At 58.3% G+C, this 20302-nt stretch carries 16 protein-coding genes; 9 read left to right on the plus strand and 7 right to left on the minus strand.

Annotated elements, in window-relative coordinates; translation table 11 throughout:
- From QZ190_RS10160 to QZ190_RS10185, 6 genes are all read left to right on the plus strand, one after another.
- Complete coding sequence (locus QZ190_RS10160; RefSeq protein ID WP_291915702.1) at window positions 1-1182, plus strand: deoxyguanosinetriphosphate triphosphohydrolase; 1182 nt, start codon at window positions 1-3, stop codon at window positions 1180-1182.
- A gap of 5 nt (window positions 1183-1187) precedes the next feature.
- Entirely contained in the window at window positions 1188-2378 is a 1191-nt protein-coding gene (locus tag QZ190_RS10165; RefSeq protein WP_291915705.1) for a CynX/NimT family MFS transporter, read from the plus strand.
- Window positions 2363-3469 carry a PDDEXK nuclease domain-containing protein gene (locus tag QZ190_RS10170; protein ID WP_291915708.1) on the plus strand — a complete coding sequence of 369 codons (1107 nt, stop codon included), beginning with the start codon at window positions 2363-2365 and terminating at the stop codon, window positions 3467-3469. Before QZ190_RS10165 ends, QZ190_RS10170 begins: the two co-directional genes overlap by 16 nt.
- A gap of 201 nt (window positions 3470-3670) precedes the next feature.
- A complete protein-coding gene (locus QZ190_RS10175; protein WP_291915709.1) occupies window positions 3671-4225 on the plus strand; it encodes a DUF1415 domain-containing protein in 555 nt (184 codons plus the stop codon).
- Window positions 4226-4417: 192 nt separating this feature from the next.
- Window positions 4418-5284, plus strand: coding sequence for an SAM-dependent methyltransferase (locus tag QZ190_RS10180; protein ID WP_291915711.1), 867 nt, complete (start codon window positions 4418-4420; stop codon window positions 5282-5284).
- 87 nt (window positions 5285-5371) lie between these two features.
- Window positions 5372-6331: an IS5 family transposase gene (locus QZ190_RS10185; protein WP_291915714.1), complete on the plus strand. Its 960-nt coding sequence runs from the start codon at window positions 5372-5374 to the stop codon at window positions 6329-6331.
- Window positions 6332-6661: 330 nt separating this feature from the next.
- On the opposite strand, the gene QZ190_RS10190 is transcribed toward QZ190_RS10185, so the two are convergent.
- The 3 genes from QZ190_RS10190 to QZ190_RS10200 form a co-directional block, all read right to left on the minus strand.
- The gene (locus tag QZ190_RS10190) at window positions 6662-8134 is read right to left on the minus strand and encodes an IS5 family transposase (RefSeq protein WP_291915717.1); all 1473 of its coding nucleotides are present in this window, start codon (window positions 8132-8134) and stop codon (window positions 6662-6664) included.
- A 367-nt stretch (window positions 8135-8501) separates the two neighbouring features.
- The gene (locus QZ190_RS10195; protein WP_291915719.1) at window positions 8502-8807 is read right to left on the minus strand and encodes a hypothetical protein; all 306 of its coding nucleotides are present in this window, start codon (window positions 8805-8807) and stop codon (window positions 8502-8504) included.
- Complete coding sequence (locus tag QZ190_RS10200; protein WP_291915720.1) at window positions 8794-9531, minus strand: hypothetical protein; 738 nt, start codon at window positions 9529-9531, stop codon at window positions 8794-8796. Before QZ190_RS10200 ends, QZ190_RS10195 begins: the two co-directional genes overlap by 14 nt.
- Before the next feature lie 276 nt (window positions 9532-9807).
- On the opposite strand from QZ190_RS10200, the gene QZ190_RS10205 reads away from it, so the two are divergent.
- Window positions 9808-10128 carry a helix-turn-helix transcriptional regulator gene (locus tag QZ190_RS10205; protein WP_291915723.1) on the plus strand — a complete coding sequence of 107 codons (321 nt, stop codon included), beginning with the start codon at window positions 9808-9810 and terminating at the stop codon, window positions 10126-10128.
- 247 nt (window positions 10129-10375) lie between these two features.
- On the opposite strand, the gene QZ190_RS10210 is transcribed toward QZ190_RS10205, so the two are convergent.
- From QZ190_RS10210 to QZ190_RS10225, 4 genes are read right to left on the minus strand one after another with little or no spacing between them, the layout of a single operon-like run.
- Window positions 10376-11350: a tripartite tricarboxylate transporter substrate binding protein gene (locus tag QZ190_RS10210; protein WP_291915726.1), complete on the minus strand. Its 975-nt coding sequence runs from the start codon at window positions 11348-11350 to the stop codon at window positions 10376-10378.
- Between the two features lie 23 nt (window positions 11351-11373).
- Window positions 11374-11676 (minus strand): hypothetical protein, encoded by a 303-nt coding sequence (locus QZ190_RS10215; RefSeq protein ID WP_291915729.1) that lies wholly within the window; start codon window positions 11674-11676, stop codon window positions 11374-11376.
- 1 nt (window position 11677) lies between these two features.
- Window positions 11678-13033 (minus strand): acyclic terpene utilization AtuA family protein, encoded by a 1356-nt coding sequence (locus QZ190_RS10220; protein ID WP_291915732.1) that lies wholly within the window; start codon window positions 13031-13033, stop codon window positions 11678-11680.
- A gap of 50 nt (window positions 13034-13083) precedes the next feature.
- Window positions 13084-14628 (minus strand): rhodanese-like domain-containing protein, encoded by a 1545-nt coding sequence (locus QZ190_RS10225; RefSeq protein WP_291915735.1) that lies wholly within the window; start codon window positions 14626-14628, stop codon window positions 13084-13086.
- 118 nt (window positions 14629-14746) lie between these two features.
- Here QZ190_RS10225 and QZ190_RS10230 point away from each other — a divergent pair, with 118 nt between their 5' ends.
- The gene (locus QZ190_RS10230) at window positions 14747-15442 is read left to right on the plus strand and encodes a transposase (RefSeq protein WP_291915738.1); all 696 of its coding nucleotides are present in this window, start codon (window positions 14747-14749) and stop codon (window positions 15440-15442) included.
- A gap of 132 nt (window positions 15443-15574) precedes the next feature.
- A complete protein-coding gene (locus tag QZ190_RS10235) occupies window positions 15575-20278 on the plus strand; it encodes a glutamate synthase-related protein (protein ID WP_291915740.1) in 4704 nt (1567 codons plus the stop codon).
- Window positions 20279-20302 lie beyond the last annotated feature (24 nt).

Raw genomic sequence — 20302 nt, forward strand, 5'->3', positions numbered from 1 at the left:
ATGTTTGCCGAGTCATTGGATTTGCCTGTGGGTTCAAGCCAGCCACTGGCCAGCTTGTCGGCGCTGGCCTGCGACCCGGCACACAGCCGGGGCCGACGGTTTGCTGAAGCCCCAGCACCCACGCGCAACGCTTTCCAGCGCGACCGCGACCGCATCGTGCACTCCACCGCGTTTCGGCGGCTGGTTTACAAAACGCAAGTCTTTCTGAACCACGAAGGCGATTTGTTCCGCACGCGGCTCACGCACTCGCTCGAAGTCGCGCAGCTGGGCCGCTCGATTGCCCGGGCTCTGGGCCTGAACGAAGATTTGGTCGAAGCCGTGGCGCTGGCGCACGACCTGGGCCACACGCCTTTTGGCCATGCGGGGCAAGACACCCTCAACGAATGCATGGCCGAGCACGGCGGCTTTGAGCACAACCTGCAAAGCCTGCGCGTGGTCGACCGACTCGAAGAACGCTACCCCGCATTTGACGGGCTGAACTTGAGCTTTGAAACACGCGAGGGTGTGCTCAAACATTGCTCCCGCACCAATGCCGAGCACCTGGAGCAGACCGAACCAGGTGGAGTCGGGCGGCGCTTCATCGACCGCACCAAGCCCAGTCTGGAGGCGCAGCTGTGCAACCTGGCCGACGCGATTGCCTACAACGCGCACGACATCGACGACGGCGTGCGCTCCGGGCTGATCAGCATCGAGCAACTGCTGCAGGTGGAACTGTTTGCGCATTACCACCAGCAGACTTTGACCGAGCATCCGGGCTTGTCGGAAAAGCCGCGCCGCCTGCTGTACGAAACCATCCGCCGCATGCTGAGCGACCAGGTCTACGACGTGATCGACACCACCCGCCAGGCTGTGTTTCAGGCGGGTGTTGGCTCGTTGGAAGAAGCCCGCCAGGCCGGGCCTCTGGTGGCGTTCAGCCCCAGCATGAAGGCCCGCAGCGGCGAGCTCAAAAAGTTTTTATTCGCGCAGCTCTACCGCCACCCGCAGGTCATGCACACCACCGGTCAGGCGCAGCAGGTGGTGCGCGAGTTGTTCGACGCTTACGTGGCCCAGCCCGCTGAGATGTCTGCCGACTTCGCCGCCAACGCCGACCTGCACCGCTCGGTGGCCGACTACATCGCCGGCATGACCGACCGCTTCGCCCTGCGCGAGCACGAACGCCTGACGGGGCGCAAGTTGTTGTGAGCCAGGTGAGTGCCCACCGTGCCGCCTGGCTGGTCGTCCTCGCTGGCGGCGTGGCGGCCTTGCAGGTGGGCAAGCTGCCGCCCGCCTTGCCCGCGCTGCAGGCCGAGCTGGGCCTCACGCTGGTGCAGTCCGGCTTCCTCTTGTCCATGGTGCAACTCGCTGGCATGAGTTTGGCGGTGTTCATGGGCCTGTTGGCCGACGGCATGGGGCTCAAGCGCAGCATGGTGCGCGGTCTGTGTTTGCTGGCGCTGGCCAGTGGTTTGGGCGCATTTGCCACTTCGGTTGCCGCCTTGCTGGCTCTGCGGGCCATCGAGGGCCTGGGCTTTTTGCTGGTGGCCTTGCCCGCGCCCGCCTTGATCCGCCGCTTGGTGCCGCCTTCGAAGCTGCCCGGCATGCTGGGCGTGTGGGGCGCCTACATGCCCACCGGCACGGCGCTGGCTTTGCTGGCCGGGCCGCTTTTTATTCCGGTCTGGGGCTGGGGTGCTTGGTGGTGGCTGTTTGCCGCCGTATCGCTGGCCATGGCCGCGTGGCTGTGGCGCAGCGTGCCCGCCGACCCCGTGGCCCACACAGCCGCAGCGGGGCTAGGTGCCTGGCAGCGCTTGCGCCGCACCTTGAGTGCCCGTGGCCCTTGGCTCGTTGCCCTCACCTTTGGCATGTACTCGGGCCAGTGGCTGGCGGTGGTGGGGTTCTTGCCGTCCATTTACGCCGCTTCAGGCGTGAGTGGTGCGCTGCTGGGCGTGCTCACGGCCTTGGCTGCAGCGGTGAACATCGTCGGCAACATGGCCTCGGGCCGTTTGCTGCAGCGCGGCTGGGCACCCCGCAGCACGCTGTGGCTGGGCTTTGGCGCCATGGCGCTGGGCAGCACAGTGGCCTTTGCGCCCTTCACCGAAACCCTGCCTTGGTTGCGCTTTGCCGGGGTGTTGTTGTTCTCGGGTATGGGCGGTTTGGTGCCGGGCACGCTGTTCAGCCTGGCTGTGCGTTTGGCTCCGGGCGAGCAGCAAGTAGCCACCACCGTGGGCTGGGTGCAGCAACTCTCGGCCCTGGGCCAGTTCGTCGGCCCCCCCGTGGTGGCGGCCGTGGCCGCGCGGGCAGGCGGCTGGCAGCTCACGCCGCTGGTCACGGTGGGGTGTTGTGTCGTGGGGGCGGGGTTGGCCTGGCTGGCTGGGCGAGAATTGGCGTCATGGAGGAAAACATGACCGACCGATCCGTCCCGCTCGTCTCCGCCAATTACGCCACTTTGCTCGGCGACATCAAGCAACGCGTGCGCCATGGGCAAACGCGGGCTGTGTTGGCCGTAAATGCCGAGCTCATTCGCCTGTATTGGGACATCGGCGCTCTGATCCACGCTCGCCAGCAGCAAGAAGGCTGGGGGGCTGGGGTGATTCCGCGTTTGGCGCGTGATTTGCATAACGAATTGCCGGAGGAAAAGGGCTTTTCCGAGCGCAACATCAAACGGATGCTGGCTTTTTACCGCGAATATCCGTACTTGGAATTTGTGCCACAAGCTGTGGCACAAATTGATCCCGGGGAAAAAGTGCCACAGGCTGCGGCACTTTTCCCGGCTGACTTGGTTCAGTCCATTCCCTGGGGGCACCACACCGAGCTCATGGCCAAGGTCAAGGACCTGCCCACCCGCCATTGGTACATGCAGGCCTGCCTGGCCAATGGCTGGAGCCGCAACATTTTGGTCATGCAGATCGAAGTGGCCGCGCATCAGCGCCAAGGGCGAGCCACCACCAACTTTGACAGGCGGCTTCCGTTGCCCGATTCAGATCTGGTGCAGCAAACCCTGAAAGACCCCTACCTGTTTGACTTTCTGACGCTGGAGTCCGGCTTTCATGAGCGCGAACTGGAAACCGGCCTCATCGCGCACCTCGAAAAGTTTTTGCTGGAGCTGGGGCAGGGCTTTGCCTTCGTTGGACGTCAATACCATCTCGATGTCGGCGATCAGGATTTTTATGTCGACTTGCTTTTTTATCACTTGAAGTTGCGTTGCTATGTGGTGATTGACCTCAAGCGCGGTGATTTCAAGCCTGAATATGCGGGAAAGATGAATTTCTATTGCAGCGTGGTGGATGATCGGCTGCGCCATGAAAGCGACAGACCTACCATCGTGCTGATTCTTTGCCAGCAACCTAACCGAGTGCTGGCGGAATATGCGCTGCGCGGCATGGACAAGCCCATAGGTGTTTCCAGTTTCGAGCTCACCCGAGCACTCCCCGAGAGTCTGGAGTCCAGCCTTCCGACCATCGAGGAAATCGAACGCGAATTGGAGGGGGACGCATGAGTGGGCGATCTTCCAGCCACGGCAAACCCGGGCGCAAAAAGACAGAAGTCTCCCTTGTGCATTCCTCTGCAGCGGAATATCTGACCGTCATCGCTGCCAGCGGGCAGGGCTGCGTGCATTTGAAAACGACAACACCTGGGCTGCCTGCCCAAGGATGAGTCTTCCTGATCAGACCCTGTGTCAACAGGCACAATCTCGCCCATGACCGACATGAACACCCCCGAAATTGCCGACACCGTGCGTTGGCTCGAACGCGCCGTGATTGGCCTGAACCTGTGCCCTTTTGCCAAAGCCCCGCACGTCAAGGGCCAGATCCATTACGTGCTGAGCGAGGCCAAGGGCTTCGAAGGCTTGCGCGACGAGCTGATCGAGCAGCTGCAGGCGCTGGCCGCCACGCCTGCCGAAGAGCGCGAGACCGTTCTCTTGATCGTGCCGCAGATGCTGCACGATTTTCTGGAGTTCAACGACTTTCTGGACGAGGCCGATGCGGTGCTGCAAGAACTCGACATGGAAGGCGTGTTCCAAGTCGCGAGTTTCCATCCGCAATTCCAGTTTGCCGATACCGAGCCGGACGACATTGGCAACTTCACCAACCGCTCGCCTTACCCCACACTGCACCTGCTGCGCGAGGAAAGCATCGACCGGGCGGTGGAGGCTTTTCCCGAGGCCGAAATGATTTACGAAACCAACATCGAGACCATGGACAAGCTGGGGGCTGAGGGCTGGGAAAAGCTGGATGTGGGTCCGCACGATTGAGTCGGTCATTCTGAGGCCCCGAATAGAGTGTCATTTTGCGGTGTTATCCCCAATGCAAATGTTGCCTGCAGTGATGCGGACACCGTTTGCATGACGATCGAGGGGTAAACCATGTTTTTTTTCCAAGTCGTGGAAGAAATACATGGTTGCAACGGCATCAATCTGTCTCAAAATAATAGGTTCAATGGCTACATGCCCAAACACAAACTCACCTCTGCCCCAAAACCGCTTGACCTGGATGTACGCCCCGGCCAGTCTGTCGAGCTGCTCAAACAGCTGCACATCCTGACCCGCGAGGGCAAGCTCAACCAGGACTCGCGCCGCAAGCTCAAGCAGGTTTACCACCTGTTCCAGTTCATCGAAAAGCTGCTGCTGGAGCTGCCCGCCAGCGACAGCGGCCCGAGTTTGGCTGACCACGGCGCAGGCAAGTCGTATCTGGGCTTCATCGTTTACGACCTGTTTTTCAAGGCGCTGGGTCAAGGCACGATCTACGGCATCGAAACGCGCAGCGAACTGGTCGAGTCGTCCAAAGCGTTGGCCCAGAAACTGGGTTTTGAGCGCATGCGCTTTTTGAACGTGAGCGTGGCCGAATCGACGCAAAGCGATCAGCTGCCCGCGCAAATCGACGTGGTCACCGCACTGCACGCCTGCGACACCGCCACCGACGACGCCATCGCTTTTGGCCTGCAAAAGAAAGCCAAGTACATGGTGCTGGTGCCTTGCTGTCAGGCCGAATTGGCCCGAGCGCTCAACCAGAACAAGGCGCTCAATTTGCAACGCACGCCCCTGGCCGAGCTGTGGCGTCACCCCCTGCACACCCGCGAAGTGGGCAGCCAGCTGACCAACGTTTTGCGCTGTCTGTATCTGGAGTCACAGGGCTACCAGGTCACGGTGACCGAACTGGTGGGCTGGGAACACAGCATGAAAAACGAGCTGATCCTGGCCAAGTACACCGGCCAGAAAAAGCGCACTTCGGGTGAGCGCCTGCTGGCGCTGCTGCAGGAGTTTGGGGTGGAGGCGCTGATGGGTGGGCGGTATCCTTTGAGTACGAATTTATAAGCTATTCAACTCAATTGACTTTAGGAAACTCTGCAAAAGTCCAGACCCTGTGTGCCTGGCGTAAGCCCCGCCGGGCATCATTGACCCATGAAACAAGCAAGCCTTGAGTTGAGCCTGAGCGTGAAGAAAACCCGCAAGCGCGAATTCCTGGAGCAGATGGACAAAGTCGTCCCATGGCAGGCGCTGATCGATTTGATCGCGCCTTACTACCCCGAAGGCAAGAAGGGGCGTCCACCCTTCTCGTTGGCGACCATGCTGCGAACGCACTTTTTGCAGCAGTGGTTCACCTTGTCGGATCCGGGCATGGAAGAGGCGTTCTTTGATGTGCCTTTGTACCGGGAATTTGCCCAGCTCCCAGAGTTCTCGCGCATGCCCGACGAGAGCACCATCTTGAGGTTCCGTCATCGGCTGGAAAAGCACAAACTGGCCGAGCAAATCCTGGCCACCGTCAATGACTTACTGATCGAGCGCGGTTTGCTGCTCAAGACCGGCACCGTGGTGGACGCCACACTCATTGCGGCTCCCAGCTCCACCAAAAACAACGACAAAGCCCGCGACCCGGAGATGCACTCCAGCCAAAAAGGCAACCAGTGGCACTTTGGCATGAAGGCCCACATTGGCGCGGACGCAGACTCAGGCTTGGTGCACACCGTGCGGGGTACATCGGGCCATGTTCACGATGTGCTCGAAGGTAACAGCTTGCTGCATGGGCAAGAAGTGGACGCGTATGGCGATGCGGGCTATCAAGGCATCCACAAACGTCCCGATGCCAAACCCGGCGTGACATGGCACGTTGCCATGCGCCCAGGCAAACGCAGGGCCTTGGACAAGAGCAATCCGCTTGATCAGCTGACAGACCAGGTTGAAAAAGCCAAGGCCGGGATTCGAGCCAAGGTGGAGCATCCGTTTCGAGTGATCAAGCGCCAGTTTGGCTATGTCAAAACGCGTTACCGTGGGCTCAAGAAGAACACGGCGCAGTTGGTCACCTTGTTTGCCCTGTCCAATTTGTGGATGGTGAGGGCAAAGTTGCAAGGGGCGCAGGGATGAGTGCGTCTGGAGCCATGAAAAATGGCGCGACTGAGGGCCAGCCAGGGTCAAAGTGGTACCCAAACTCCCATACGACTTGGCTGGTTGGACCGAAAACTCAAGCTCTGGAAGTCAGTGGCTATTTGCCATTGTCTGTGGCTAATTATTCAGACCATCCTTTACTTTTGAAAAATATATACATTCGATTTGATGCCAAATAAAGATTATGAACTGAGTTTAAAAAATTTCGCTCAGAATGGTTTGGGTTAATTTTAATTCGATAAGTTTTAATTTTATTAGTTTTTTTGGCTGATAGATTGCGCTTAAATAGTCACCCCTGCAAAATTCATTTCAAGCCAGCGCCCAGGGTTGATCTGAGTTTTGCAGTCGGTTGAGGCCGAAGATTTCTGCCCATTTCGCAAACAAGCCCGTCAAACCGCTCACCTGCAGCAGGCACAACAAAAGGCCCAGGCCTTTCTTGACGATCATCCGCAGCAGCCAGCGGATGTTGTAGCCCGCCGCGCACAGCACCGCGTGCAGTGCATCGCCTTCTGAGCCTTTGAGGTGGCAGCGGTCCATGCGGTGATCAGCTTTGAGGTGCCCGATGATCGGCTCGATCGCTTGGCGTCGTTTGAGCAGCCTGCGCTCTTCATCCGTCAGCCGCTTGTCTTTGCCCCGGTGTTTGATCTCGATGTCCGGGTTGTCCTTGTCCACGCCCCGGTAACCCAGGTCGGCGTACACCACACTGGGCTTGACGCCCAAGCCTTGCATCAAGATGGCGCTTTGCTCGATCTGCTCGTGCATGGTGTGGCCGTCATACGGGTTACCAGGAAAGCTCCTGGCACCCACGATCAGATTGCCCTTGAGCGTCATGGCCAGGCCCACCTTCACACCGAACTCGTACGGGTTACGACTCTTACCCTTGCTGATGCACTCCACCTCGGGTGCATGCCAGCTGTAGAGCTTGGCGCGGTTGTCCACTGCCTTGCGGCTGCCGGTCTGCGTGACCAAGCGTTTGGCCTTGCCCAAGGTCTGGCCCAAGGTGTCTTGTATGGCTTGGCTGAGCGTGGTCATCTTGCGAGCCACCTCGCGCTGCAGCCTGCCAACGATGGTGCGCTGGCGTTTGATGACTTTGCGCATGCGTTTGAATTGACGCGCATGGGCGTAGCGCCCAGCCTTGTAGCCCAGCAGTTGGCCTTCTTTGGCGTAAGTTTGCTTGAGCTCGATGCCATTGGCCTTGGCCGCCTCCACCACCTTGGACCTGGCGGTCTCCAGCAGCTTGCTGTCTGTGGGGTGCGCCACGGCTTTCTCTTGCACCGTGGAGTCCACGATCACGCGGGTCAATTCTTTCTTGGCGATCAGCTTGAGGGTGACCGCCACTTCCATGGTGCGGGCGAGCAGTTCTTCCACGCCTTCTTCGCCAAGGGCTTTGCGGAAGCGCCCCAGTTGGGTTGGATCGCACGGCCACTGGTGCTCAAAGTATTCGTTGCCAGAAAAGTACTGCCAAGTCGGTGTCTCGCCCCAGCGCTGGATCACATCCTCATCACTCTCGTTGAACGCATGCTTGAGGTACAGCAGCGCCACCATCAGACGGGTGGGCAAACGAGGCCGGCCAGCATTGGAGACGCCGCCACCGGCAACGGCCGAGACCGGGCCAAACAAGTCCAAGTCTTCGAACTTCTTGCCAGCCTTGACCTGACGTGCCCAGCGTTGAGCGAGAGATGCTTCGATCTCTTGCCAAGGCATGCGGTTGGCCAGCACCGCCAGAGGGTGGCGCAAATCGATCATCTGATCGAGGCGGTTGCGGAAAAAGTCATCGGTCATGGCGCTGCTTTCAAAAACTCCCAGAAAACAGCTTCCATTGGATATCTATTTGAGAGTTCTGACCATCCGGATTCACCCCACATCACACGTTTTCATGCGGGTTGCAGGGGTTTTGCAGGGCCGACTAAATAAATCCCTAACTTCTAAAGTAAATTAGAAATTTCTTTCCGAAATCATCTTGCTTTGCATGTGGCATCTCTTATTGATTCGAAGGCACTTATTTTTTCCAGATGGTTTTCGCAATCCGATAATTTTCTAAAGCATCTTGCTGGTTCGGATGATGCTGAAAAATATACACATATTTTGTTGCCAAATGTTTCTGCATTAACCTGTGCTGCGTATACAGCAAATAAAAAAATTGATAATTTCATATGGTCGGCTTTATATGGAATAGAGGGGTGCCAAACTGCTCAAAAATTTCTGTATTTGTCTCGTTGATTTTTTCAATAATTGAAGGTTCTTCGTTTAATTGATTGAGAGCAATTTTTAATAAATTTGAGATGTGGGTAATACGCGATTCAGGTATTGCTAGGTGGACTGTGGGCTTGTAGATGTCTTCGCCGGTAGATGAGGTTTCACCGCTGGCCACGCCAAAAATTAAATGTAAATTGCCATGGGAGTGAAATGCTTGAAGTACTTCATCAACTACTATTGCTTGATTAATTGTCTTCATTATTTTTTAAAAATGTTTTGTTTTCTCTTAGCTGCGCTGCTTTTGAGAACAATTGTGATGTGCCTCTTTTGATCTTTGCTACATCCCTAGTGAGCGCTAATCTTTCACGAATTGATTTGTTGAGTTCTACTTTTTCAAGTGTGATTTTGCACTTTTCGATAGGCTGTTCTTGCGGTATGAAGCGAATATTATATTGTGGCTCACCTGCTCTGATTTCAAAATCGCCACAAGATAAATCCCATTCAAATGCCCAATTTAGTGGCCTTTGCCATGCATATATATCAAATTTTCCTGGAATTACTCTCCAATTCATTTTGGATTTTTTTGACAATTCCGGACTAAATTGTTCGATTAAAATTTTATGATCGGAGATAAAAACATACGGTGAAGGAATTTGCACCACTGCAGTTGTGTTTGTGTTCCACGTTTCTTGAGGTTCAATTTTTACAAAAATTCTGGCAATTTCTTCGCTCAGTGATGTGAAGGGGTATACGGGGACTATGGCTAATTGGCCATTATTTTCTACAACTCTTAATTTTAAAGAAAATGGGGAAAGTACTTGATAAATTCCTTCAGAGAATTTGCGTACTGCAGGGCAACTCAAGAATCCTTTGGAGTTTGCAGTGATGTCTTTAGGCGGTATAAGTTTAGATGGTGGATCAAAAGCAATAGCAAAACTTTCGCTATTGATACACCATCCTATAGAAATGTCTAAATTAGACATTAATTGCAATATGTGTTGCTGCCGTATGTTGAGCAAGTACGAGTAGCACCAGAGCTGCTTGTTCCATAGCTGTGATTGCCATATGTGGACCAAGTTGTGCTGTTGCCATTGCTGTTTGTACCGTAAGTGTGGTTGCCATAGGTAGACCAAGTCGTTTGAGCGAGCGAGCTGGTTGCTGCTACGACAGTTGCTGTAACAGCAACAATTTTTCCGAGTTTCATGAATTTTCCTTTGATGTGGGTGGTAGGACTCTCAATTCAATTCTGAAATTGAGACTTGATTGTAGCTTTTGGACCGTGGTTTGTAAAGCCGTGGACTGATGGTGCGTGGCTTTATAGGCGGGACATCACCACACTGTTCGCAATGCAAACTCAAGAGCAAGTCACCACCATCGAAGAGATTCGGAACACCATTGCACTAAACTTGAAAAAGTTCAGGTCTGAAAGAGGAATTGCACAGGAAAAACTTGCGCTGATCGCCGGAGTGGATAGAACAATGGTTAGCAAAATTGAGAGACAACTGACCAATCCGTCAATAGAAACGCTGCTAAAACTCGCTAATGTGTTGGACGTTCGAGTAAGCGACTTACTCTCTTGAAGTTGGATGGAGCCAAAATTACGGTTGAGCTTGCTACTCGCGCTAAAAATTTATGTAGTGACTCAGAATACCCTCGTACCGAAATAGCCTAAAGAGGAGGTGTGCTGGTCAGAAAAAACGCGCCTCCGGCGAGCGCCTGCTGGCGCTGCTTCAGGAGTTTGGGGTGGAGGCGCTGATGGGCAGTAGGTACCCGCTGGTCGCCAGATCAGAAGCGGTCTGACCTGGCGCTCAGCAGACAACAAACGCCTTATTGCGGTTCAATCTTCGCGTCGCGAATGGCCTTGGCCCATTTGGCGGTTTCGGCTTTGGAGCGTTGTGCCAATGCCTCGGGTGAGGCTGGGGCGGTTTCGAAGCCCAGGGCCGAGAAGCGTTCCAGAATGGTCTTGTCGGTGGCCGCAGCGTTCACAGCGGCGTTGAGTTTGTTGACGATGTCAGCGGGTGTGCCAGCCGGGGCAAAGACAGCAAAGTAGGCGATCAGTTCATAGTCCTTCAGGCCCAGTGCTTCGTTCACGGTGGGCAGCTCGGGGATGGCTTTGGAGCGCTGGGTTGAGGTGACAGCCAAGCCACGGATCTTGCCGCCTTTGACCTGGGGCAACATGACCGCAAAGTCGGCGGTGAACATGTTTACCTGGCCGCCAATCAGGTCGGTCATGGCGGCTGGGCCGCTTTTGTAGGGCACGTTGGTCATTTGGATGCCGGCCATGCTGGAGAGCATTTCGCTCGACACCAATTGCGAGGTGCTGGCGCTGGCAAAGGTGATTTGTGTGGGTTTGGATTTGGCCAGATCCACAAACTCTTTGAGGGTTTTGGCGGGCACGTCGTTGTTCACGGCCACGATCAGCGGTACCGAGCCCATGTAGGCCACAGGCGCAAAGGCGGTGTCCTGGTCATAGGGCAGCTTTTTCATCAGGCTCTTGAGCGCCGCGTTGGTGCTGTTGGTGCCGATCAGGATGGTGTAGCCGTCCGGGGCTGATTTGGCCACCGCGTCGGCGCCGAGCATGCCGTTCACGCCAGCGCGGTTGTCCACCACCACGGGCTGGCCCAGCACTTCAGACATTTTTTGTGCAAAAGCGCGGCCAATTTGGTCGGTGGCGCTGCCAGCGGCAAAAGGCACCACGGCCTTGATGGGTTTGTTGGGGTAGGCCTGTGCCATCGCCTGCGAGGCCACAAGGCCAAGGCCCAGGGCGGCAGACAACAAAGAGGCAATGCGCAAACGTTTCATGGGTTCTCCAGTAGGTCAAACAATCATTCAATCATAAATGTCAGCAGGTGCGCACTCAGGCATTTCCCGTGGGCGTCCAATGCCAACGAGCGGGTGACCCCGCCGCCCAGGGCTTGGTGCATGACAAAGTTGAGGGCGCCCAATTGGGGCAGCGCGTAGCGTTCTACCGGGCCGTGCACAGTGCCTGCAAAGTGGGCTTGCACGCGTTCGGCGCTCAGGTGTTGTTCCAGCAGGGCAAAGTCTTTTTTGTCATAGGCGATGACCGACAAGGTGGACCGGTTGCCTTTGTCGCCGGTGCGGGTGTGGGCGATGTCGCGCAGCAGCATGTCAGTGGTCCTGTGAGAGCAGCACGGTGGTGGTGTGTACGGCGCTGCGCGGCATGAGCACGGCGGCAGCGGCAATCACTTCGCGCACGTTGCGTGTGGCGCCGCCGCCACCGGCCGGGCCATTGGTGTAAAGCGCTTCGACTTCGTGCGCCACATGCTGGGCGTGTTGTTGGGTGGGCACGCGCAGGGCCACGCGGGCGCGCACTTCGGCGGGCTCTGACGGTGCTTGGCTGGAGGCCCCGAAGATCGCGTTCACGCCGATCAGGTCGTAACGGCCTTCGAACTCGCCATATCCGGCATCGGCCAGCCGTTGTCGCACCAGCTCCAGCGCGAGTTGCCCCCGCGCCTGCGCACCTGGCCCGGCGTAGCTGATTTGGCCTTCACCAATGAAGCCGTCGCGGTAGCCCAGCGTGACCTTGAACGTGTCGGTGCGCTCACTGCCGCTGCCACCTGTGACTTGCACGCGGTCTGGCCCCAGCTGCGTCAGCTGCACCTGAGAAAAATCGGCCACCACATCGGGCTGCAGGTAGCGCGCGGGGTTCTCGATTTCGTACAGCAGTTGTTCCGTGCAAGTGGCCACTGTGACGCAGCCGCCAGAACCCGCCACTTTGGTGATGACGGCATCGCCCGAGGCGCTGACCTCGGCCAGCGGAAAGCCCAGCCGGGCCATGTTGGGCACGTCCTTGTAGCCCGGATCGGCAAAGTAGCCGCCCGTGATCTGCGCCGCGCATTCCAGCAAATGCCCGACCAGCACGCCTTTGCCCAGGCTTTGCCAGTCGTCGGGTGCCCAGCCAAAGTGGTGCATCAAGGGTGCCAAAAACAGGGCTGGATCGGCCACGCGGCCGGTGATGATGACTTGGGCATCGGTGAGCAGCGCGGGCAGCAAGGCTTCGGCCCCTAAATAGGCATTGGCCGAAATCAGTTGGGCTTGAAAGTCGGCCAGGGTTTGCGTGCTCTCCAGCACGGGCAGCGCCAAGCCGGTTTGGGTCAGGGTGGCCAGCACATCGTCGCCCAGCACGACCGCCACTTTGAGCTGCGGTAAGCCCAATTCCCGGGCCACGGCCAGCACCGCGTGCCCGGCCTGCAGCGGGTTGGCCGCGCCCATGTTGCTGATGATGCGTGTGCCATGGGCCAGGCAGGCGGGCAGCACGGCGCGCATGCGGGCCGCCAGCATCAGGTCAAAACCTGCATCCGGGTCTTTGGATCGCTCCAGCTGCGCCAAGGCAATCGTGCGCTCGGCCAGGCACTCGAACACCAAGTAATGAAGCTGGCCCTTTTCGGCCAGTTCCACGGCAGGCGCAATGCGGTCACCCGCGTAACCTGCGCCTGCGCCAATTCGGATGGTTGTCTTGTGCATCCGCCGAGCTTAAGCGCACCGGCTTCAGTTGGCTGTCACATGGGGAGAACTCAATACAACACAGCCACAGGCACCCGCCCCACGGTGGGCAAGCCTGCTTGGGTCCATGCTGTGAAGCCCCCTCGGTACCAAATGACCTGGGTGTAGCCCAGTTGACGCGCACGCATGGCCGCATTCACGGACAACCAGCTTTCCGAGTGGCTGCAGTAAAAAACCACCGGTTTGTTCTGGTCGGGAACTGCTGCCCGCAGCATTTGGGCAAACCGCTCGGCATAGGGCTGTTCCAACTTGTCGTCTTCGAATGCCAGACCGCTGTTGATGAAGCTCAAGGCACCGGGTATCACAGGGCCAAAGCTGGCCGCATCAATCACCATGGGACGAGCGGGTTGCTGAAGGGCTTGGACCAGGGTGGCGGTATCCCAGCGTTGAATGCCCTCCAGGGCTTTTGGGGTCATGCCCGTGAGTCCCTGCCCCCAGCGCAACTTGGACGGTGTGCGTGCGCCCGGTTCTTCGCGTTCAGCTTGGATGTGCGCTGGAGCAGGAACTTGCAACTGGCTCAACAGAGTGGTTGCCTGGGCGCTCGCCTCGTCATACAGTGGCAGAACCTCGTGTTCGTTGACAGAAACCAGGCGGCATAGTTTGGGGTTGTTCTTGGCGTGGTTGCAGTTGTAAAGCGCTCTCAATATGGCCTGCCCGGGGTCATCCACGCCCCATCGCACGCCGTATCCCGTTTTGCCCCAGCCAATCGCCATGGCTTTGTTGTGGTTGGCGCCAAGGTAGTTGTTGAAGGTCCGTAGGCCAATGGTCTTACACAGCAACTGGCCTTTGCAAAACCCCTCAATCAGGGTGTCTGTACGGTCATGCAAGTCCACAATGGGCGCGCCCAAGGACTGGCCAAAAAAGCCCAATTGCGCTTTCATGCTGGCAGGCAATTGCAGCGGCACGGTTTCGGTTTGTGTCACCACGCCAAGGCTGAAGGCGTCTTTGCCTGTAAGTTGTTGGCATTGTTCGAAAGGGGTTTGACCCGTGCTGCAAAACCACGGTGTGCGGTCTTTTTCCTGGTTGCGTTGGAGTTCGCGAATTTTTAAAAATCCCGATGCTTCCTTGATGTCATACAGCGCTTGGTTGATGACCTGGGCGTCAAATTTGTCGCCCATCTGCTGTTTGTACAAGGCATACATCTGAGGCATGAAGCTGGGGTCGACTCGTTTGGTGTCCCGGTCGTGTGCGCCGTGAATGCCGACCATGGTCACTCTTGGCAAACTCCCCGTGCCAAAGGTGCGCGCTTGGCCGGCCATGAAAATCAACGAGCATGCCGACATGCAATAACCCGAAGCCACGGTGGTGATCTTGGCGTCATACACCATGCGCGCCACTTGCATGCCGGTCCAGAGATCGCCTCCGGGCCCATTGACCAAAATCAGCCGCTCAATTCCTCCTTGGGCGAAGGCCTCCTTGAACTGTAAAAAGTCCTGATCAACCGTGGTGCCCGTGGCGAAAAGGTCCTTGCCCACGCGCTCCAGGGTCATGGCGTGCGATTTTGCGGTCAAACCAATGGACAGAAAAAAAGCCAATGCAATGAAAAGTCGGGTCACAGCGTGCTCGCAAAAAGTTGATTTTGTGAGTTATTTTGAATTAAATATTTGCCATTGAGCGTCTGTTTAATTGGGGTCAGATCCCAATTAAACTGCGGGTCTCTTTCAGGGAGTTCCCATGGCCCGCCAGCCCCGCCTCACCGTTGCCGCTTACCCGCACCACGTCATCCAGCGCGGCAATGACCGCCAGGCCATCGTGCGCGACGATGCGGACCGTGAGCGTTTGCTGGCGCTGTGGCAAGAGCATGCACAAACTTTCAAGGTGGCCATCCATGCTTACGTGATCATGGACAACCACTTCCATTTGCTGCTCACGCCTGAGACTGATGAGGGCCTGCCGCAGATGATGCAGGCGGTGGGGCGGGCCTATGTGCGCTACTTCAATTTGCGGCACCAGCGCACCGGCACGCTGTGGGAAGGGCGCTACCGCAGCAACCTCATTGAGAGTGAGCGCTATCTTTTGGCCTGCATGGTCTACATCGACCTGAACCCGGTGCGGGCGGGCATGGTGGCCCAAGCCGCCGACTTCAAATGGTCCAGCCACAGGCACTGTATTGGTCAGTTGAGCGACAAGTTGGTGACGCCGCACGCCCTGTTTTGGGGCTTGGGCAACACCCCTTTTGCCCGTGAGGCGGCTTATGCCGAGTTGGTGCAAACGGGCTTGGCGCAGCGTGAAAAGGACCAGCTCACGCAAAGCGCCTTGTCGGGCTGGGCGCTGGGGTCGGCCAATTTTGTGGGTGGCTTGCAGCAAACCACACAGCGGCGCTTGGTGCCGGGCAAGGCGGGTCGACCTGCCAAAAAGCCCCTCGATTGAATCTGTCCCCGATTAATTCAAAGCCAACTCAAAAGTCAAATTAATTGGGATCTGACCCCAATTAAAAAGTTTGGCATGGATGCTGCAGTGCACTACACTCTCCGGTCTGCGTGAAAACCCTTAGGAGCGCCCATGACTTCGGCCAGTGCAAAAGAACATTTCCAATCAACCGGTCTGTATGACCCCGCCAACGAGCACGATGCTTGTGGTGTCGGCTTTGTGGCCCACATCAAAGGTCAAAAGACCCACGCCATCGTGACGCAGGCGCTCAAGATCCTGGAAAACCTGGACCACCGGGGTGCTGTGGGTGCGGACGCGCTCATGGGCGACGGTGCCGGTATCCTGATCCAGTTGCCCGATGCGCTGTACCGCGACGAGATGGCCAAACAAGGCGTGGCCTTGCCGCCCTTCGGCGAATACGGCGTGGGCATGGTGTTCTTGCCCAAAGAGCATGCATCGCGCATGGCTTGCGAGCAAGAGCTGGAGCGTGCTGTCAAGGCCGAAGGCCAAGTGGTGCTGGGCTGGCGCGATGTGCCTGTGAACCGCGACATGCCCATGTCGCCCACCGTGCGCCAAAAAGAGCCGGTCATGCGCCAGATCTTCATCGGCCGTGGTGCCGACGTGATCGTTCAAGACGCCTTGGAGCGCAAGCTGTACGTGATCCGCAAGACCGCCAGCGCCGCCATCCAGAACCTGCGCCTGACGCACAGCAACGAGTACTACATCCCCAGCATGTCCAGCCGCACCGCGGTCTACAAGGGCTTGCTGCTGGCCGACCAAGTGGGCACCTATTACCTGGACCTGCAAGATGAGCGCTGCGTCTCGGCCCTTGGCCTGGTGCACCAGCGTTTCTCCACCAACACCTTCCCCGAGTGGCCCTTGGCTCACCCCTACCGCTATGTGGCGCACAACGGCGAGATCAACACCGTCAAGGGCAACTACAACTGGATGAAGGCCCGCGAAGGCGTGATGTCTTCGCCCGTGCTGGCCAATGACCTGCAAAAGCTCTACCCCATCAGCTTCGCCGGTCAGTCCGATACCGCCACCTTTGACAACTGCCTGGAACTGCTGACGATGGCGGGTTACCCCATCAGCCAGGCGGTGATGATGATGATTCCCGAGCCTTGGGAGCAGCACACCACCATGGACGAGCGCCGCAAGGCCTTCTACGAGTACCACGCTGCCATGCTCGAGCCATGGGACGGCCCCGCTTCGATCGTGTTCACCGACGGCCGCCAGATCGGCGCCACGCTGGACCGCAACGGCCTGCGCCCTTCGCGTTACATCATCACCGACGACGACATGGTCATCATGGGTTCGGAAACCGGCGTGCTGCCGATTCCCGAAAGCAAGATCGTGCGCAAGTGGCGTCTGCAACCCGGCAAGATGTTCCTGATCGATCTGGAACAAGGCCGCATGATCAACGACGAAGAGTTGAAAGCCGGTTTGGCCAGCGCCAAGCCCTACAAGCAGTGGATCGAAAACTTGCGTGTCAAGCTGGACGACGTGGCCGCAGCCCCCGTGCAAGCAGCCGCATCCGACGTGCCTTTGCTCGACCTGCAACAAGCCTTTGGCACCACGCAAGAAGACATCAAGTTCTTGTTGGCCCCCATGGCGTCTGCCGGTGAAGAAGCTATCGGCTCCATGGGCAACGACAGCCCGCTGGCCGTGCTGTCTGACAAAAACAAACCGCTGTACAACTACTTCAAGCAGTTGTTCGCGCAAGTGACCAACCCACCGATTGACCCGATCCGCGAAGCGATCGTGATGTCGCTGGTGTCCTTCATCGGCCCCAAGCCGAACCTGCTGGACATCAACCAGGTCAACCCGCCCATGCGCCTCGAAGTGAGCCAGCCGATTCTGGACTTTGACGACATGGCCAAGCTGCGCAACATCGAGCAAGCCACCAAAGGCAAGTTCAAGAGCGCCACGCTCGACATCACTTACCCCGCCTTGTGGGGCCGCGAAGGCGTGGAAGCCAAGCTGGCATCGCTGTGCGCCGAAGCCGTGGATGCCATCAAGGGTGGCCACAACATCCTGATCATCAGCGACCGAGGCGTGAACGCCACCCAAGTGGCCATCCCCGCATTGTTGGCGCTCTCGGCCATCCACCAGCACCTGGTGACTGAGGGCCTGCGCACAACGGCCGGCCTGGTGGTGGAAACTGGCACCGCCCGCGAAGTGCACCACTTTGCGGTGCTCGCCGGTTACGGCGCAGAAGCCGTACACCCCTACCTGGCCATGGAAACCCTGGTGGCCCTGCACAAAGAGCTGCCCGGCGACCTGTCGGCCGACAAGGCGCTCTACAACTACGTCAAGGCCATTGGCAAGGGCCTGTCCAAGATCATGTCCAAGATGGGCGTGTCGACCTACATGTCGTATTGCGGCGCGCAGTTGTTTGAGGCCATCGGCATCAACACCGAAACCATCAACAAGTACTTCACCGGCACCTCCAGCCGTGTGGGTGGCATTGGTGTGTTCGAGATCGCCGAAGAGGCGCTGCGCATGCACACCGCCGCCTTTGGTGATGACCCATTGCTGGCCACCATGCTGGACGCTGGTGGCGAATACGCCTGGCGCGCCCGTGGTGAAGAGCACATGTGGACGCCCGACGCGATCGCCAAGCTGCAGCACTCCACCCGTGCCAACAACTTCAGCACCTACAAAGAGTACGCTCAGATCATCAACGACCAAAGCAAGCGCCACATGACGCTGCGCGGCCTGTTCGAGTTCAAGATCGATCCGTCCAAGGCCATCCCGCTGGAGCAGGTCGAGCCAGCCGCCGAGATCGTCAAGCGTTTCGCCACCGGCGCGATGTCGCTGGGTTCGATCTCCACCGAGGCGCACGCCACCTTGGCCGTGGCCATGAACCGCATCGGCGGCAAGAGCAACACGGGCGAGGGCGGTGAAGACGCCAACCGTTACCGCAACGAACTCAAGGGCATCCCGATCAAGTTGGGCGATTCCTTGAAGAGCGTGATCGGCGAAGAGAACGTCGAAGTGGACATGCCTTTGGCCGCCGGTGACAGCCTGCGCTCGCGCATCAAGCAAGTCGCTTCAGGCCGCTTCGGTGTCACCGCCGAATACCTGTCGAGCGCCGACCAGATCCAGATCAAGATGGCCCAGGGTGCCAAGCCCGGTGAAGGCGGTCAGTTGCCCGGCGGCAAAGTGTCCGACTACATCGGCAAGCTGCGCCATTCGGTGCCTGGTGTCGGCCTGATCTCGCCACCACCGCACCATGACATCTACTCCATCGAGGACTTGGCCCAGCTGATCCACGACCTGAAGAACGTGGCCCCCCACAGCGACATCAGCGTCAAGCTCGTGTCCGAAATCGGCGTCGGCACCATCGCCGCAGGCGTGGCCAAGTGCAAGGCCGATCACGTCGTGATCGCTGGTCACGACGGCGGCACGGGCGCTTCGCCCTGGTCGTCGGTCAAGCACGCGGGCTCGCCTTGGGAAATCGGTTTGGCCGAAACCCAGCAGACCTTGGTGCTCAACGGCTTGCGCGGTCGCATCCGTGTGCAGGCCGACGGTCAGATGAAGACCGGCCGTGACGTGGCGATTGGCGCATTGCTCGGTGCGGACGAGTTCGGCTTCGCCACCGCACCGCTGGTGGTGGAAGGCTGCATCATGATGCGCAAGTGCCACCTGAACACCTGCCCGGTGGGCGTGGCCACACAAGACCCCACACTGCGCAAGAAGTTCACCGGCAAGCCCGAGCATGTCGTGAACTACTTCTTTTTTATCGCCGAAGAAGTGCGCCAGATCATGGCCCAGCTGGGCATTGCCAAGTTCGACGACCTGGTGGGCCGCGCCGACCTGCTCGACATGAAGAGCGGTGTGGAACACTGGAAAGCCAAGGGCCTGGACTTCGGTCGCCTGCTGGCCGTGCCGCAAGTGGCCTCCACCGTGGCCGTGCGCCATGTGGACACCCAAGACCACGGCCTGGAAAAAGCCCTGGACAACGTGCTGATTGCCAAGAGCCGCGCCGCCATCGACAAGGGCGAAAAAGTGCAGTTCATGGAAGTCGCCCGCAACGTGAACCGCTCGGTCGGTGCCATGTTGTCCGGTGCGGTGACCAAGGTGCACCCCGAAGGTTTGCCGGACGACACCTTGCGCATCCAACTGGAAGGCACCGGCGGTCAGTCATTCGGTGCGTTCCTGGCCAAGGGCATCACGCTGTACCTGATCGGTGAAGCCAACGACTACACCGGCAAAGGTTTGTCGGGTGGTCGCATCGTGGTGCGCCCGAGCCTGGAGTTCCGTGGCGTGGCCTCGCAAAACATCATCGTGGGCAACACCGTCATGTACGGTGCAACCACGGGTGAAGCCTTCTTTGCTGGCGTGGCCGGTGAGCGCTTTGCAGTGCGCCTGTCAGGCGCCACCGCCGTGGTCGAAGGCACAGGCGACCACGGTTGCGAATACATGACCGGCGGCACTGTTGCGGTGCTGGGCAAGACCGGCCGCAACTTCGGCGCGGGCATGAGCGGTGGTATCGCCTATGTGTACGACGAAGACGGTGAGTTTGCCTCGCGTTGCAACACCGCCATGGTCAGCATGGAAAAAGTGCTGACGGTGGCCGAGCAGGAAGCGCAAGTGGACCGCAAGGTCTGGCACCGCGACCAGGCCGACGAAGCGCAACTCAAGAAACTGCTGGAAGAGCACCACAAGTGGACGGGCAGCCAGCGCGCCCGCGAGTTGCTGGACAACTGGGCCACGGCCCGCGCCAAGTTCGTGAAGGTGTTCCCGAACGAATACAAGCGCGCCTTGGGCGAGATCAACGCACGTAAAGCGGCGAATGCGGCCAAGGCCGCCAAGCCTGTTGCCGCCTGAGCCCCACGTCAAGAATCGAAGGAA

Origin of the sequence: Limnohabitans sp., assembly GCF_017848645.1 — a bacterium.
Taxonomy (GTDB): domain Bacteria; phylum Pseudomonadota; class Gammaproteobacteria; order Burkholderiales; family Burkholderiaceae_C; genus Limnohabitans_A.

Bases quoted from the DNA above. Each gene is read 5' to 3' on its own strand.
- QZ190_RS10215 (WP_291915729.1), bottom strand. From the start codon at position 11,676: ATGCTGCTGCGCGACATCGCCCACACCCGCACCGGCGACAAAGGCAAC.
- QZ190_RS10185 (WP_291915714.1), top strand. From the start codon at position 5,372: ATGAAACAAGCAAGCCTTGAGTTGAGCCTGAGCGTGAAGAAAACCCGC.
- QZ190_RS10195 (WP_291915719.1), bottom strand. From the start codon at position 8,807: ATGAAGACAATTAATCAAGCAATAGTAGTTGATGAAGTACTTCAAGCA.
- QZ190_RS10230 (WP_291915738.1), top strand. From the start codon at position 14,747: ATGGCCCGCCAGCCCCGCCTCACCGTTGCCGCTTACCCGCACCACGTC.
- QZ190_RS10190 (WP_291915717.1), bottom strand. From the start codon at position 8,134: ATGACCGATGACTTTTTCCGCAACCGCCTCGATCAGATGATCGATTTG.
- QZ190_RS10175 (WP_291915709.1), top strand. From the start codon at position 3,671: ATGACCGACATGAACACCCCCGAAATTGCCGACACCGTGCGTTGGCTC.
- QZ190_RS10160 (WP_291915702.1), top strand. From the start codon at position 1: ATGTTTGCCGAGTCATTGGATTTGCCTGTGGGTTCAAGCCAGCCACTG.
- QZ190_RS10180 (WP_291915711.1), top strand. From the start codon at position 4,418: ATGCCCAAACACAAACTCACCTCTGCCCCAAAACCGCTTGACCTGGAT.
- QZ190_RS10170 (WP_291915708.1), top strand. From the start codon at position 2,363: ATGGAGGAAAACATGACCGACCGATCCGTCCCGCTCGTCTCCGCCAAT.
- QZ190_RS10210 (WP_291915726.1), bottom strand. From the start codon at position 11,350: ATGAAACGTTTGCGCATTGCCTCTTTGTTGTCTGCCGCCCTGGGCCTT.
- QZ190_RS10200 (WP_291915720.1), bottom strand. From the start codon at position 9,531: ATGTCTAATTTAGACATTTCTATAGGATGGTGTATCAATAGCGAAAGT.
- QZ190_RS10220 (WP_291915732.1), bottom strand. From the start codon at position 13,033: ATGCACAAGACAACCATCCGAATTGGCGCAGGCGCAGGTTACGCGGGT.
- QZ190_RS10235 (WP_291915740.1), top strand. From the start codon at position 15,575: ATGACTTCGGCCAGTGCAAAAGAACATTTCCAATCAACCGGTCTGTAT.